The sequence below is a fragment of the Mycetohabitans sp. B46 genome, from assembly GCF_037389205.1.
Lineage (GTDB): Bacteria > Pseudomonadota > Gammaproteobacteria > Burkholderiales > Burkholderiaceae > Mycetohabitans.
On the sequence record NZ_JADBGL010000012.1, the window covers coordinates 35,391 to 50,175 of the forward strand.

Here is a 14,785-nt window from a genome sequence, read left to right on the forward strand (position 1 = left end):
GATTCATCATAAAAATTTATGATCGCTCGGCGCCTTGTGGATAACTTTGTGCAAAAACCTGCAGCCGCCCCCACGGAACGGCCAAGCGGCGCGCATTTCACCGAGATCGGGCATTGCGTCGGCCTGATTCGATCTCTTTTAAAAATCAATGGTTTAGACAAACAATTTGCGCGTGATGCTACTGTGCTACGCCAAAATCCACGCTGCGACAAAAGTGGCGAAAAAATGTGTATAAGTGGCCGTCAGCAGGTGTTGACAAGTCGCAATTACCGCAGTTTGCGCAAGTCCAGGCCCCTGACGACTCGGGTCCACGCTATGGCATTGCAGCAACGGCCGGCGATCATGTGCCGGCGCGCATTGCGCGGCTGTACTGGTGTACTTCGTCGACCAGTTCGGTGACCGCCTGCACTGGCGTGAATTGCGAAATGCCATGCCCGAGGTTGAATACGTGCCCTGGGTGATTGCCGTAGGCGTCCAACACCTGCCGGACCTGCGCGCGAATCACCTCGGGCGGGGCAAACAACACGCTCGGGTCAAGATTGCCCTGCAAGGCAACCCGGCCGCCCACTCGCGCCCGCGCCCGCGCCAGATCGACGGTCCAGTCCAAGCCCACCGCATCGACGCCGCTCGCGGCAATCCCCTCAAGCCACTGCCCGCCGCCCTTGGTAAAGGCAATCACGGGGACATGCTCACCGTCATGTTCGCGCTTGAGCGCCGCGACGACCTGGGACATGTACTGCAGTGAAAACGACTGGTAAATGCGATCGGCCAGCACACCGCCCCAGGTATCGAAAATCATCACCGCTTGCACGCCGGCATCAATCTGTGCATTCAGATAATCGGCGACCGCGCGCGCATTGATCTCCAGGATCCGGTGCATCAGATCGGGCCGGGCATACAGCATCGACTTCACGGTACGGAAATCGTCACTGCCACCGCCCTCGACCATGTAGCACGCCAGCGTCCACGGCGACCCGGAGAAGCCGATCAGCGGCACGCGCTGACGGCCATCGGCGCCCACCAACGCGCGACGGATCTGCGCGACCGCATCGGTCACGTAGCGCAACGTCGCATCGATGCCGGGCACAGCGAGCCGGGCGACGTCGGCCTCGGTGCGGACCGGGCGGGCAAAGCGTGGGCCCTCGCCGGGCGTGAATTCGAGTCCCAGCCCCATCGCATCGGGGATCGTCAGGATGTCCGAAAATAGGATTGCCGCATCGAGCGCGTAGCGATCGAGTGGCTGCAGCGTCACTTCGGTTGCGTAGTCGGGCTGCTTGGCCAAACCGAGGAAGCTGCCTGCACGGGCGCGCGTGGCGTTGTACTCGGGCAGATAGCGGCCCGCCTGGCGCATCAACCAGATCGGCGTGTACTCGGTCGGTTCGCGCCGCAGCGCGCGCAGGAAAGTGTCGTTGGCGAGATTGTGAGGCACGGTGCGCTCTGCCCAGGAAAAGCACCATTTTAACGGACGCGCACCATACATCGGCGATTCGTGCAATGGGCGCCGGCTCGCCTATGATGCATGGGCCTCGGCGTTTCGGTGTTTCGGTGTTTCGGTGTTTCGGTGTTTCGGCGTTTCGGTGCTCCGGTGCGTTAGTGCGCCGCGCACACATGCGGCACGTTAGGACTTTGGCGGGTTCCGATGCCGGTCCCGCCGTCCCAAGGAGACGTAGTGAACGGTTTGACCCGCTTGATCCGTTCATGCGGTGCTTGTGGAAAAATGTAAACGACCGTAACACAAGGCCGCAATGCAAGCGCGCAGCGACGGTTGCCCACACCCTCGGGTACCTACGGCCTAAATAATTTACTTAAAAGGAAAAGACTACGGAAATAAATCACTTGCAAATGGCAGACGGAAGGAAGTTACAACCTGAAACACTTTGTTACCCCACAGGCGACGGGTTTCGCCCAGAATGCTTCCATTGGTTTCCAGCACGGATGGGGCCTAATGTGTCGTATGAGCGGATGCGACGCGTGAAGGCCGGCCGCGGCACTGCGCGAACTCCTGCGCAGAGGCGTCCTTGTTGGAGCCGCGTCGAATGCAGTAACGCAACGCCATCCATGGTCTCCTCGCGCTAACCCCGTAGCGTGTGGTTTTTAGCGGGCTCCGAGCCCGCTTTTTTTCTCGCACTGGCTGCCTACGCGATCTTGTTCGACGATAGCTTCAATTCGTCGATCATCTTGGCGCGCATCACGAATTTTTGCACCTTGCCCGTTACCGTCATCGGCAAGTCCGACACGAATCGGACGTATTTCGGGATTTTGTAGTGAGCGATCTGGCCGTGGCAAAAGTCCCGGATGTCCTCCGCGGTCGCCGTCTCGCCGGGCCGCAACACGATCCAGGCGCACAGTTCCTCGCCATATTTCGTGTCCGGCACCCCGAAGACCTGCACCGACTGTATCTTTGGATGTCGAAACAACCATTCCTCGATCTCTCGCGGATAAATGTTCTCGCCACCACGGATCACCATGTCCTTGAGCCGCCCTACGATATTGCAATACCCCTGCGCGTCCAGGGTCGCCAGGTCGCCCGTATGCATCCAGCCGTCGATGATCGACTCGCGCGTCTTGTCGTCGTCGCCCCAATAGCCCTGCATCACCGAATAGCCTTTAGTGCAAAGCTCACCGGTCTGCCCGACCGGCACAATATCGCCCGGCGCATCGATGATCTTCGCCGCCAGGTGCGGCTGAATCCGGCCAACTGTCGTGGTGCGCTTTTCGAGCGGGTCCGACGTCGCACTCTGGAATGAGACAGGGCTCGTCTCGGTCATCCCATACGCAATCGTGATCTCGCCCAGGTGCATGCGTGCGACAACTCGCTTCATCGTTTCAATTGGACACGGCGAGCCAGCCATGATGCCGGTGCGCAGCCAGCTCAAATCATATTGCTCGAAATCGGGGTGGTCGAGCTCGGCAATGAACATCGTCGGCACGCCGTGCAGCGCCGTACATCGCTCGTCCGACACGGCGGCAAGCGTGGCCGCCGGATCGAATCCTTCCCCCGGGAATACCATCGCCGCACCGGTGGACACACAGGCGAGCACCGCGAGCACCATGCCGAAACAGTGATACAGCGGCACCGGGATGCACAACCGGTCCTGCTCGGTTAAACGCATCGACATCGCGATGAAGCGCGCGTTATTGACGATGTTGTAATGGGTCAACGTCGCGCCCTTTGGGTTGCCGGTGGTGCCGCTAGTGAACTGGATGTTGATCGGGTCATGCGCGTCGAGCGTGCCGCTTATCGCAGCGGGGTGTGCCATGTCCAGGCGGCTGCGGCCTTGCTGCACCAGATCGTCGTAGCGAAGCATGCCCGGCGTCTGGCCGGCGCCCATCCTGATCACGTGGCGCAGTTCGGGCAGGCGCGCCGCCTGCAGTGCCCCCGGCGCGTGCTGCCCAAGTTCCGGTGCGAGCGTCTGCAGCATCTCGAGATACCGCGACATCTTGAATTGCTCGGCGGCCACAATCGCGCGGCAGCCGACCTTGTTCAACGCATAGTCGAGTTCGGCCAGCCGATAGGCGGGGTTGATGTTGACGAGGATCGCGCCGATGCGCGCGGTTGCAAACTGCGTAACCAGCCATTCGACGCGGTTCGGCGACCAAATGCCAACCCGGTCCCCCTTACCGATGCCCAGCGACGCAAACCCGGCAGCCAGCGCGTCGACCTCCTGGGAGAATGCCCGCCACGTCCAACGCACGCCCTGCTCCCGGAACACAACGGCCAGACGGTCAGCGAAGCGTTGCGCAGTCTGCCCAAGGAACTCGCTCACCGTCGCCCCGGACAGTGGAACATCGGTACGGCCACGAACGTAGGACAAGCCATCCTTCGGCTCGATTTGCGCCGGTGGCAAGGCAGGTGTAGTGGTCGTTATCGTCTCCGGTTTCATCCGCTGAGTCATTCAGGGTGACGTTGACGTATTGGGAAGCCTTCAATCGCATCGTGTGACCGTGGCGTATCACATTGAGCATCGATTGAACCCGGACGCAACCGCAACGCTCAAAAAGACGAAAAAAAACCCACATCGAGCGATGTGGGTTGTTCAGACTGGCGCAGCCGCGAACTTGCCGCAGCCACGTCCGGATCAATGCTGTCCGCGCCGACGACGCAGTTGCGCGATGGCCGCAAGCTGAGCCGTGGCATAGGCCAGTTCGGCTTGTGCCGTAGCGTACTCGAGGTTCGAGTCGGTGTTCTGCAAGGCCTCTTCGGCACGCTTGCGCGCCTGCTCGGCCTTCGCCTCGTCCAGTTCTGCGCCACGGATCGCGGTGTCCGCGAGCACCGTCACCGCGCCGGGCTGCACTTCGAGAATGCCACCGGCAACGAACACGAACTGCTCGTCGCCATTCTCGTCCTCGATACGCACGGAGCCCGGGCGGATACGCGTGATGAGTGGCGTGTGGCCGGGCAAGATGCCCAATTCACCCGCTTCACCCGGCAGCGCGACGAATCTCGCGTGTCCCGAGAAAATACTTTCCTCGGCACTGACGACGTCTACTTTGATGGTTGCCATATCGACTCCTGGTTGAGCGTGAATCGCTGGGGTAGGCACGGCCAGTTCTGACTCTCCCGGCACCCTCAAAAAGAGCACGCCCCCCCGCTACGAACACCCGACCGATTAGATCTTCTTTGCTTTCTCGAAGGCTTCGTCGATCGTACCCACCATGTAGAACGCTTGCTCCGGCAGATGATCGCACTCACCCTCGACGATCATCTTGAAGCCGCGAATCGTTTCCTTCAGTGGCACGTACTTGCCGGGCGAGCCCGTGAACACTTCTGCCACGTGGAACGGCTGCGACAGGAAGCGCTGGATCTTACGCGCACGGGCCACCGTGAGCTTATCTTCCGGCGACAATTCGTCCATTCCGAGAATCGCGATGATGTCGCGCAGTTCCTTAAAGCGTTGCAGCGTCTGCTGCACGCTACGCGTGATCGTGTAGTGTTCCGCGCCAATCACGTTCGGGTCGATCTGGCGCGACGTTGAGTCGAGCGGGTCGACCGCCGGATAGATACCGAGCGACGCGATGTCACGCGAGAGCACGACGGTGGCATCCAAGTGGCCGAACGTGGTCGCCGGCGACGGATCGGTCAAGTCATCCGCCGGAACGTACACGGCCTGCACCGATGTGATCGAACCGGTCTTCGTCGACGTGATGCGCTCCTGCAGCTTGCCCATTTCCTCGGCGAGCGTCGGCTGGTAGCCTACTGCGGACGGCATCCGGCCCAGCAGTGCCGACACTTCCGTACCCGCCAGCGTAAACCGGTAGATGTTGTCGACGAAGAACAGCACGTCACGGCCTTCGTCACGGAAGTGCTCGGCCATCGTCAGGCCCGTCAACGCCACACGCAGGCGGTTGCCCGGCGGCTCGTTCATCTGGCCGTACACCAGCGCGACCTTGTCCAGGACGTTCGAGTCCTTCATTTCATGATAGAAGTCGTTCCCTTCACGGGTCCGCTCACCCACACCGGCGAACACGGAGTAACCGCCGTGCTCCTTCGCGATATTGTTGATCAACTCCATCATGTTCACGGTCTTGCCCACGCCAGCGCCGCCGAACAAACCCACCTTCCCGCCTTTTGCAAACGGGCAAATCAGGTCGATCACCTTGATGCCCGTTTCAAGCAGCTCCGTCGATGGCGACAGTTCGTCGAACGCCGGGGCCTTCTGATGGATCGAGCGCGTGTTCTCGTGCGAGATCGGGCCCGCTTCATCGATCGGCCGGCCAAGCACGTCCATGATCCGGCCAAGCGTCGGCGTGCCGACCGGCACGGTGATCGGATTGCCCGTGTTCTTCACCGTCAGCCCACGGCGCAAGCCTTCGGACGATCCCAAGCAGATCGTGCGCACGACGCCGTCGCCGAGTTGCTGCTGGACTTCGAGCGTCAGATCGCTGCCTTCCAGAATCAGTGCGTCGTAGATCTTCGGCATTTGCTCGCGCGGGAACTCCACGTCGATAACGGCGCCGATGCACTGTACGATCTTGCCTTCTACCAAAGCAGTAGTACTCATCGCATTTCCTTTAGATACTTGATTCTTTCCCCGCGCGCGGCGCGTGGTTCCGGGCTTCGTCCAGGCGTGGCTCAGACCGCCGCCGCACCGCCGACGATCTCCGACAGCTCTTTCGTGATCGCTGCCTGGCGGCTCTTGTTGTAGACGAGCTGCAGGTCGTTGATCACCGTCTTCGCGTTGTCAGATGCCGCCTTCATCGCCACCATCCGTGCCGATTGCTCGGAGGCCATGTTCTCGGCCACGGCTTGGTACACCAGCGCTTCCACATAGCGCACCAGCAGATCATCGACCACCGTTTGCGCATCGGGCTCATAGATGTAGTCCCATGACGACTTCGGCGTCGGGCCTTCATCCGCACGCTTCTCGAAGCGTTCGTCGGTCAACGGCAGCAGTTGCTCGATCACCGGTTCCTGCTTCATCGTATTGACGAAACGTGTGTAAGCCAGGTAAACCGCCGACAACTCGCCTTGCGAATACCGATCGAGCTGGACCTTGATCGCGCCGATCAACTTCTCCAGGTGCGGGGTATCACCCAAATGCGTGACCTGCGACACGACCTTGCCGCCGAAGCGGTTCAAAAAAGCAAGGCCCTTGCTGCCGATTGCGGTTGACTCGGTCTTGATGCCCTGTGCGTCGAGGTCCTTGAACTTTTGCACCAGCGCACGCAGCACGTTCGTATTCATGCCGCCGCACAAGCCCTTGTCGGTGGTCACCACGATAACGCCCGCCGTCTTCGCGCCGGCGTTCTTCACCATGAACGGGTGACGATACTCCGGGTTCGCCCCGCTCATATGCGCGGCAATATCGCGAACCTTGTCGGCGTACGGACGGGCCGTGCGCATGCGCTCCTGCGCGCGTCGCATCTTCGACGCGGCTACCATTTCCATCGCCTTGGTGATCTTGCGCGTGTTCTGCACGCTCTTGATCTTGCCGCGGATTTCCTTCATGCCAGCCATTGCTTACTCCTTGTCCGAAGCGGCGCGGCCCGTCGTGACGGCGCACGATGTAGGCCGCATGCTGTCCGCGTTCCCGAAATTAGTAAGCGCCGGACTTTTTGAAGTCCTTGATCGCCGTATGCAACGCGGCTTCATCGTCCTTCGCTAAGTCCTTGTTGTCTTCGATACGCTTGATCAGCGCGGCATGGCTGGTCTTTAGGAACTCGCCCAGGCCCTTTTCGAACGGCAGCACGTCCTTCACTTCCAGGTCGTCCAGGTAGCCGTTGTTCGCGGCAAACAGCGCAACCGCCAGCTCCCAAACCTGTAGCGGCTGATACTGCGGCTGCTTGAGCAGTTCCGTCACGCGACGGCCACGCTCGAGTTGCTTGCGGGTCGCTTCGTCCAGGTCCGACGCAAACTGTGCGAACGCCGCCAGCTCGCGGTACTGCGCCAAGTCAGTACGGATGCCGCCGGACAGCTTCTTGATCACCTTCGTCTGCGCCGCGCCACCGACCCGCGACACCGAGATACCGGCGTTGATCGCGGGACGAATACCAGCGTTGAACAAATCAGTTTCCAGGAAGATCTGGCCATCGGTAATCGAGATGACGTTGGTCGGCACGAACGCCGTTACGTCACCGGCCTGCGTCTCGATCACCGGCAACGCGGTCAGCGAGCCGCTCTTGCCCTTTACTTCGCCGTTCGTAAATTTCTCGACATATTCTTCGGACACGCGAGCCGCCCGCTCGAGCAGACGCGAGTGCAGATAGAACACATCGCCGGGATAGGCCTCGCGGCCTGGCGGACGACGCAGCAGCAGCGAGATCTGGCGGTACGCCCACGCTTGCTTGGTCAAGTCGTCATAGATGATCAGCGCGTCCTGGCCGCGATCGCGGAAGTATTCGCCCATCGTGCAGCCGGCGTACGGCGCGATAAATTGCATCGCAGCGGAATCGGATGCCGAGGCAGCCACAACGATCGTGTAATCCATCGCGCCATGCTCTTCGAGCTTACGCACGACGTTCATGATCGACGACGCCTTCTGGCCGATCGCGACGTAAATACACGTCAGGTTCTTGCCCTTCTGGTTGATGATCGCGTCAACGGCCACGGCGGTCTTGCCGGTCTGACGGTCGCCGATGATCAGCTCGCGCTGGCCACGGCCAATCGGCACCATCGAATCGATCGACTTTAGGCCGGTTTGCACCGGCTCGGACACCGACTTGCGCCAGATCACGCCCGGCGCGATTTTTTCGATCGCATCGGTGGTCTTCGCGTTGATCGGACCCTTGCCATCGATCGGGTTGCCCAACGCATCGACGACGCGGCCGATCAGCTCCGGACCAACCGGCACCTCGAGGATGCGGCCCGTCGTCTTAACCGTGTCGCCTTCGGAAATGTGCTCGAATTCACCGAGAATCACCGCGCCGACCGAGTCGCGCTCCAGATTCAGCGCCAAGCCGAACGTGTTGCCCGGAAACTCCAGCATTTCGCCTTGCATCACGTCCGACAGGCCGTGGATGCGGACGATACCGTCGGTCACAGAGACCACAGTTCCCTGATTGCGAACGTCAGCGTCGGCCTCCAGTCCCTGGATCCGGCTCTTGATCAGCTCGCTGATTTCAGAGGGGTTGAGTTGCATAATCGCTCCTGATGTTCAATTCTGTTGCGCGTCGCGTTGGCGTGACGCTGGCGAGTCGCAATGCGGTTATGCGGTCAACGCCGTTTGCATCGCCGCGAGCCGCGCGCGGACCGAGGTATCAAGCACTTCGTCGCCGACCGTCACCCGCACGCCGCCGATCAGTGCAGGCTCAAGCTTCACCGTCGGCTTTAGCTTGCGCTGGAACTTGCGCTCGAGCGCCGCGACCAGATCGGCAAGCGACTGCTCATCCAGCGCAAACGCACTCTCGATGGTCACGTCGGCTGCACCTTCCTGGGCATTCTTCAATGCATCGAACTGGGCAGCGATTTCGGGCAGCAACTGAACCCGGTGGTTCTCCACCAGCATCTGCACAAAGTTCTTCGCGGCAGGCGAGTCCTTTACCGACGACTTCAGCGCGGCAAGTAGCAGATCGACGACCTGCTGGCGGCCCACCTTCGGGCTCGATACAATCGACAGCACCTCGGGAAGACGCGCAACCTGCGCCAACTCCTGCACCAGGGCGGACCAGGTGGCCAGATCGGCGGCACGATCGGTCGACGCTACGCCAAACAGCGCCTCGGCGTACGGACGGGCGATGGTTGCTAGTTCGGCCATGATCAGAGCTCGGCTTTCAGTTGATTCAGCAGCTCGACGTGCGCGTTCTGGTCGATTTCGCGCTTCAAGATCTGCTCAGCACCCTTGAGCGCCAAGGCGGCGACATCGCCGCGCAATGCGTCGCGGACCTTGACCACTTGTTGCTCGGCCTCGGCCTTCGCCTGCGCGATGATCCGCGCCGCTTCAGCCTGTGCGTTGCGCTTGATCTCGTCGGCCATGAGCTGGGCACGCTTTTCCGCCTCCGCAATGCGCTGCTGTCCTTCGTTGCGCGCGTTTGCCAATTCCTGGTCGATCCGCTTGTGGGCCGCCTCGAGTTCCGTCTTGCCTTTGTCGGCGGCGGCCAGCCCATCGGCGATCTTTTTCGCACGTTCGTCGAGCGCGCTGATCAGCGGTGGCCACACGAACTTCATCGTGAACCACGCGAGGATCAGGAACACGACCATTTGCGCAATCAAAGTTGCGTTCAGATTCACGGTGTTTCCTTAACGATAGCTTTGCCGGAATTGAAAGCGGGCGCGTTCGCAGGACCTAGCGAAGCTCGCGCCCGTTTCTACAATACGCCGCGCATCATGCGGCGCGTGGTAACCGAAAACCTTAGCCAGCGAGCTTCGACAGCAGTGGGTTCGCAAACGCAAACAGCATAGCCACACCAACGCCGATCAGGAACGCCGCATCGATCAGACCGGCAAGCAGAAACATCTTGGTCTGCAGCGGGTTCATCAATTCCGGCTGACGCGCGCAGGCTTCGATGTACTTGCCGCCCATCAACGCGATACCGAGGCAGGCACCGATCGCACCCAGGCCGATAATAATGCCGATACCGATGGCGGTCAGACCCTGGATGTTGGCGATGAAAGCTTGCATGATCACTCCTTTTTAAAAGACTCAAAAACTGAAAATCTAAACTTGTTGAGCTGGTGACGCTTTAGTGAGCATCATGTGCCTGGCCGAGGTAAACCAGCGTCAGCATCATGAAAATGAAGGCTTGCAACAGCACGATCAGGATGTGGAAGATCGCCCAGATGCTGCCGGCGAGCACGTGACCGACAAAGCCGAGCACCGTGGTGTCCGCACCAAAGCTCCAGATGCTACCTAGCAGCGCGATCAGCAGGAACAGCAGCTCGCCCGCGTACATGTTCCCAAACAACCGCATGCCGAGCGAAACGGTCTTGGCGAGAAACTCGATGAGGTTGAGCAACAAGTTCGGCAACCAAAGAAACGGGTTTGAGCCGAATGGTGCCGACACCAGCTCGCGTACAAAGCCGCCGGGCCCCTTGATCTTCACGTTGTAATACAACATCAGCACGAGCACGCCGATCGCGATACCCAGCGTGCCGTTCAAGTCGGCGGTTGGCACGAGCCGATGATGTGAAATTGTGCTCGACAGGCCGATCCATTCGATGATGCGGCCCGGCAGATCGACCGGAATAAAGTCCAGCGAGTTCATCAACGCAACCCAGATGAACACGGTCAGCGCCAGCGGGGCGATAAAGCGGCGATTGCCATGGACGATTGCCTTCGACTGGTCCTCGACCATCTCGACCAGCATTTCAATCGCGCATTGGAACCGGCCCGGCACCCCTGGCGTTGCAGCACGCGCAGCCATCGCCAGTAACACGATCGTGACTAGCCCCATCGCGATCGACCAAAACAGCGTGTCGAGGTTGATGATCGAGAAGTCAACGATCGAAGTCTGGTGCTTCGTCGCGAAATTCTGTAAGTGGTGCTGGATATACTCGGACGGATCCAGATGCGTTCCTGCGCTAGCGGCCATGACGTGTCAATCCAATAAATCGAAAACTTGCTTCGTCGGGTACCGCACCGCTCAGCGCCATGCCAGCGCGAGCCAGTACGTTTTCAGCGCAATGAGGTAGGTGACAAGCAGCGCGAGCCAGTGGACGTTCCGATACAGCATCGCGGTCACAACAAACATCGCGACCGTCGACGCGATCTTGACCGCCTCGCCCAGCACCCAGGCAAGAATGCTCTCGGTGCTGCCCTTCCTCCTCAGGCGTGCCGCGAACAACGCACTCGGCACCCAGCATATCGCCCCGCCCAACACCGCGGACAGCGCAGCATGCCCCGGCGACTTTGAAAACAGCCACCACGCGAGCGCCGCTGCCAGGGATACAACCATTTGCGCTGTCACGACCTTCATCGGTGTGACGCGCGATGGACGGCTCACCTGCGGCCCGAACATTCGTTCGGCTTCGCCCCGGGTGAGCGGAACGATGTCGTTATCTTCCAGCTCGTCGTCCCGATCGTTGTGCGCAGTGGCGGGCCGGTTGGATGGCTTGCAAGGCGATGGCACCGAACCCGACGCAACGGCCGGATCACGCTCGTTTTCCGGTACGCCGGTCGTCATCACACATCCTCTGCAGTCCCACCACGCTTACACGCGCCTTTCGGGATAGGCAAGCTGATAAATCCGGGCGATTGTAAGCGATTGTTGCAGCGTATTCAAGGCTTTATTGTCGCCGGCACCAGCGCACCGGCCCGGCGTGCAGCGATGTACAGTGTCGCTTTGCCTTAGCGTTTTCCTTACTGCACGCTGACGCGGGGCATGCGTCATGGTGCACGCCTGCGCTACAACAACATCCTGCCCAGCAGCAACGCAAGCACGTAAAACGGCAGCGAAATCACGTGAAAGTACCACCAGTTGCCATGCGCGCCGACCAGGCGCATCGCAATGAGGTTCGCCAGCGAACCGATTGCGATGCCAAAGCCGCCGACGCTGACGCCGAATGCGAGCGCGCGCCAATCCTGCGAGTACTCGGCGAGTATGATCGCCGCCGGCACATTGCTAATGAGCTGCGACACCAGTGCGCCGGCAAGGTAGGCCGACCCCGGCCGCGCGAGGTCGGCGCCCGCCAGCAGTCGGTGCACGATCGGCAGCGACGCGGCACTGCGCAGCACGACAAACATCAGCACGAAGATCAGCAGCAACAGCCAGTCGATGCGCATCACGATGTCGCGCCGCCACGCCCCCAAGCCCAGTGCCACCAACGCAAGGCCGATTCCGGCATGATGTGCGTCGGCTAGCGCCACGAAGCCGGCGAACGAGACCGCGGCAGCGCAGAATAACGGTCGGTCGAGCGTGCCCGGCAATGGATCGCGTGACAAGTCCAATGGTCGCGCGCGGCATGTCACCAGCGTCAACGCTAGCAGCACGGCCATCAGTGCGGCGCACAACGGCGCAAGCGCGACGATGAACGCAACGAACGACTCGCCGCTGCGCTGCCACAGGAACAGGTTCTGCGGGTTGCCCAACGGGGTCAGGATGGAGCCGGCATTAACCGCCAAAGCTACGAGGATCACCAGGCGGCCGACGGGCAGCGGCACGAGCGTATGCAGCGACAGCATGAGCGGAACGACCACCAATAACGCAACGTCATTGGTGAGCAGCGTTGACAGGCCGGCAGCGAGCAGCACGAGCCACAACGCAAGGCCACGCTCACTGCGGATGCGACGCACCAGGCGATGCGACGCCCATGTTAGAAATCCTGAATATTCGACGGCTTTGGTCAGCATCAGCAGACCGGCCAACGTCATCACGGTTTGCCAATCGATCCGGGCCGGCATAGTGCGCCAGGGCTGCGGGTGAACACACTGCAATAGCACAAACGCCGTAACCAGCGTCGCCAGTATGGGCTCCTTAGCAAGCCCGTGGCACACCATCACGATGACGCGATGGAGCCGGCGATATGCGACGCCCGCGCCGCGTGGCACAGCGTCGGGCTGCGCGGAGCCGGCGTCCTGCTTGCATTGCTCAAGGCGCGACGGCGCTTCGTGAGGCGACATCACGCAGTCGCGTCGCGACGCAGGCGTGCCAGGATGCCATCCAATGCATCGAGGCTACCAAAGTCGATGGTCAGCTGCCCACGACCACGCCGCCCCATCTTGATCCTGACCGTGGCCGCGACCAGGTCGGACACCTCCTCTTCGAGCCGCATAATGTCACGGCTGCGCTCCTGGCTCGCTCGCTTGGCCGATGGCGGGGTCTCCTTGGCGATGGCCGCAACCAGCTTCTCCGTTTCACGAACCGACAATCGACGGTTAACCACCTGGTTCGCCAACGTGATCTGGGTCGCGCCATCCACGGCCAACAATGCCCGGGCATGTCCCATGTCGAGATCGCCCGCCAGCAGCATGGTCTGAACCGGCTGCGCCAGATTGAGCAGTCGCAGCAGGTTCGACACCGCGCTACGCGAGCGTCCGAGCGATTCGGCCGCTTGCTCGTGCGTGAACTTGAATTCGTCGAGCAGCCGCTGGATGCCCTGCGCCTCCTCGAGCGGATTGAGATCCTCGCGCTGGATATTCTCGATCAGCGCCATCGCGGCCGCTGCTTCGTCCGCGACTTGCTTGACTAGCACCGGCACCTCGTCGAGGCCAGCGAGCCGTGCCGCGCGAAAACGCCGTTCCCCGGCAATGATCTCGTAGCGCTGCGCCGCTACCGGTCGCACCAGAATCGGCTGCATCAACCCCTGCGCGCGGATGCTCGCAGCAAGCTCCTGTAATGCGCCTTCGTCCATCCGCGTGCGCGGCTGATATTTGCCGGGTTGCAGCCGGTCCAGCGGCAGCACGCTCGGCAAACCCTGTTGCTTGACGACCTCGGTAATGTCGGCACTGCCTCCGAGCAGTGCATCGAGGCCCCGACCCAATCCCTTCTTCTTGACTGCTGCGTTCATCATCGTCCTTCGCGACGCGACTTCGCCGCGACGCCTGTTTCACCCGACCTGTGCCTGCGCAAACAGGTCCTAAAGCGCACGCACGCGCTCAATCATTTCCGCACCAAATTGCAGGTATGCCTGGGCGCCCCGTGACGCACCATCGAATACGATACCCGGCATCCCATAGCTGGGTGCCTCGGCCAGCCGGACATTGCGCGGAATCACTGCATTGAATACCTTGTCGCCAAAATGCTGCTTCAATTGGTCTGATACCTGCTGTTGCAGCGTGATGCGTGGATCGAACATGACCCGCAGCAGGCCGATCACGGTCAGCTCGCGATTCAAGTTCGCATGAATGTGCTTGATCGTATTGACCAGGTCGGACAATCCCTCGAGCGCGAAGTACTCGCACTGCATCGGGATGATCACACCATGCGCCGCGCATAAGCCATTTAGGGTCAGCAACGATAGTGCCGGTGGACAATCGATCAGCACAAAGTCGTAAGCATCGGCGACCTTGGCCAGCGCATCCTTGAGCCGTCGCTCGCGTTGCGGCGCGCTCACAAGCTCGACCTCGGCTCCTGCAAGCTCACGATTTGCCGGCAACACGTCGTATCCCGACGTCGGCGCGCGGGTGCAGGCATCGGCGATCGCCACGCCATCGACCAATACCTCATAGACAGTGTTAGCGCAATTGGCCTTATCCACGCCACTGCCCATCGTCGCGTTGCCTTGTGGATCGAGATCGATCAGCAACACGCGTTGTCCCTGCCTCACCAGGCTCGCGGCGAGGTTAACTGACGTCGTGGTCTTGCCAACTCCGCCCTTCTGGTTTGCGATACAAAAGATCTTGGCCACGCCTTGCTGGCCTGCGGGGCTTGTCGCGTTCACCACGCGCGACTCGGCCAGGGTGTTGTCAGC

At 61.0% G+C, this 14,785-nt stretch carries 14 protein-coding genes; all 14 read right to left on the reverse strand.

Features of this window, described 5'->3' with window-relative positions; translation table 11 throughout:
• Positions 1-340: 340 nt before the first annotated feature.
• Entirely contained in the window at positions 341-1,429 is a 1,089-nt protein-coding gene (hemE, locus tag IHE30_RS12600; RefSeq protein WP_337691047.1) for a uroporphyrinogen decarboxylase, read from the reverse strand.
• Between the two features lie 706 nt (positions 1,430-2,135).
• Positions 2,136-3,884, reverse strand: a complete 1,749-nt coding sequence (locus IHE30_RS12605) for an AMP-binding protein (protein WP_337691051.1) — start codon at positions 3,882-3,884, stop codon at positions 2,136-2,138.
• A gap of 195 nt (positions 3,885-4,079) precedes the next feature.
• Positions 4,080-4,505, reverse strand: a complete 426-nt coding sequence (locus IHE30_RS12610; RefSeq protein ID WP_041752940.1) for a F0F1 ATP synthase subunit epsilon — start codon at positions 4,503-4,505, stop codon at positions 4,080-4,082.
• Between the two features lie 105 nt (positions 4,506-4,610).
• Positions 4,611-6,002: a F0F1 ATP synthase subunit beta gene (gene atpD, locus IHE30_RS12615; protein WP_337691053.1), complete on the reverse strand. Its 1,392-nt coding sequence runs from the start codon at positions 6,000-6,002 to the stop codon at positions 4,611-4,613.
• 71 nt (positions 6,003-6,073) lie between these two features.
• A complete protein-coding gene (gene atpG / locus IHE30_RS12620) occupies positions 6,074-6,958 on the reverse strand; it encodes a F0F1 ATP synthase subunit gamma (protein ID WP_337691055.1) in 885 nt (294 codons plus the stop codon).
• 79 nt (positions 6,959-7,037) lie between these two features.
• The gene (gene atpA, locus IHE30_RS12625; RefSeq protein WP_337691056.1) at positions 7,038-8,579 is read right to left on the reverse strand and encodes a F0F1 ATP synthase subunit alpha; all 1,542 of its coding nucleotides are present in this window, start codon (positions 8,577-8,579) and stop codon (positions 7,038-7,040) included.
• A gap of 66 nt (positions 8,580-8,645) precedes the next feature.
• Positions 8,646-9,194, reverse strand: coding sequence for a F0F1 ATP synthase subunit delta (locus IHE30_RS12630; RefSeq protein ID WP_337691058.1), 549 nt, complete (start codon positions 9,192-9,194; stop codon positions 8,646-8,648).
• 2 nt (positions 9,195-9,196) lie between these two features.
• A complete protein-coding gene (locus IHE30_RS12635; protein WP_337691059.1) occupies positions 9,197-9,667 on the reverse strand; it encodes a F0F1 ATP synthase subunit B in 471 nt (156 codons plus the stop codon).
• 121 nt (positions 9,668-9,788) lie between these two features.
• Positions 9,789-10,058, reverse strand: coding sequence for a F0F1 ATP synthase subunit C (gene atpE / locus IHE30_RS12640; RefSeq protein WP_041752938.1), 270 nt, complete (start codon positions 10,056-10,058; stop codon positions 9,789-9,791).
• A gap of 61 nt (positions 10,059-10,119) precedes the next feature.
• On the reverse strand, positions 10,120-10,968 hold the full coding sequence (gene atpB / locus IHE30_RS12645) for a F0F1 ATP synthase subunit A (RefSeq protein ID WP_337691061.1): 849 nt from the start codon (positions 10,966-10,968) through the stop codon (positions 10,120-10,122).
• A gap of 51 nt (positions 10,969-11,019) precedes the next feature.
• Positions 11,020-11,559 carry an ATP synthase subunit I gene (locus tag IHE30_RS12650; RefSeq protein WP_443193669.1) on the reverse strand — a complete coding sequence of 180 codons (540 nt, stop codon included), beginning with the start codon at positions 11,557-11,559 and terminating at the stop codon, positions 11,020-11,022.
• Between the two features lie 221 nt (positions 11,560-11,780).
• Positions 11,781-12,872 (reverse strand): SLC13 family permease, encoded by a 1,092-nt coding sequence (locus IHE30_RS12655; protein ID WP_337691129.1) that lies wholly within the window; start codon positions 12,870-12,872, stop codon positions 11,781-11,783.
• 122 nt (positions 12,873-12,994) lie between these two features.
• Positions 12,995-13,882, reverse strand: coding sequence for a ParB/RepB/Spo0J family partition protein (locus tag IHE30_RS12660; protein WP_337691064.1), 888 nt, complete (start codon positions 13,880-13,882; stop codon positions 12,995-12,997).
• Positions 13,883-13,951: 69 nt separating this feature from the next.
• The gene (locus IHE30_RS12665; protein WP_337691130.1) at positions 13,952-14,722 is read right to left on the reverse strand and encodes a ParA family protein; all 771 of its coding nucleotides are present in this window, start codon (positions 14,720-14,722) and stop codon (positions 13,952-13,954) included.
• Positions 14,723-14,785: the final 63 nt, after the last annotated feature.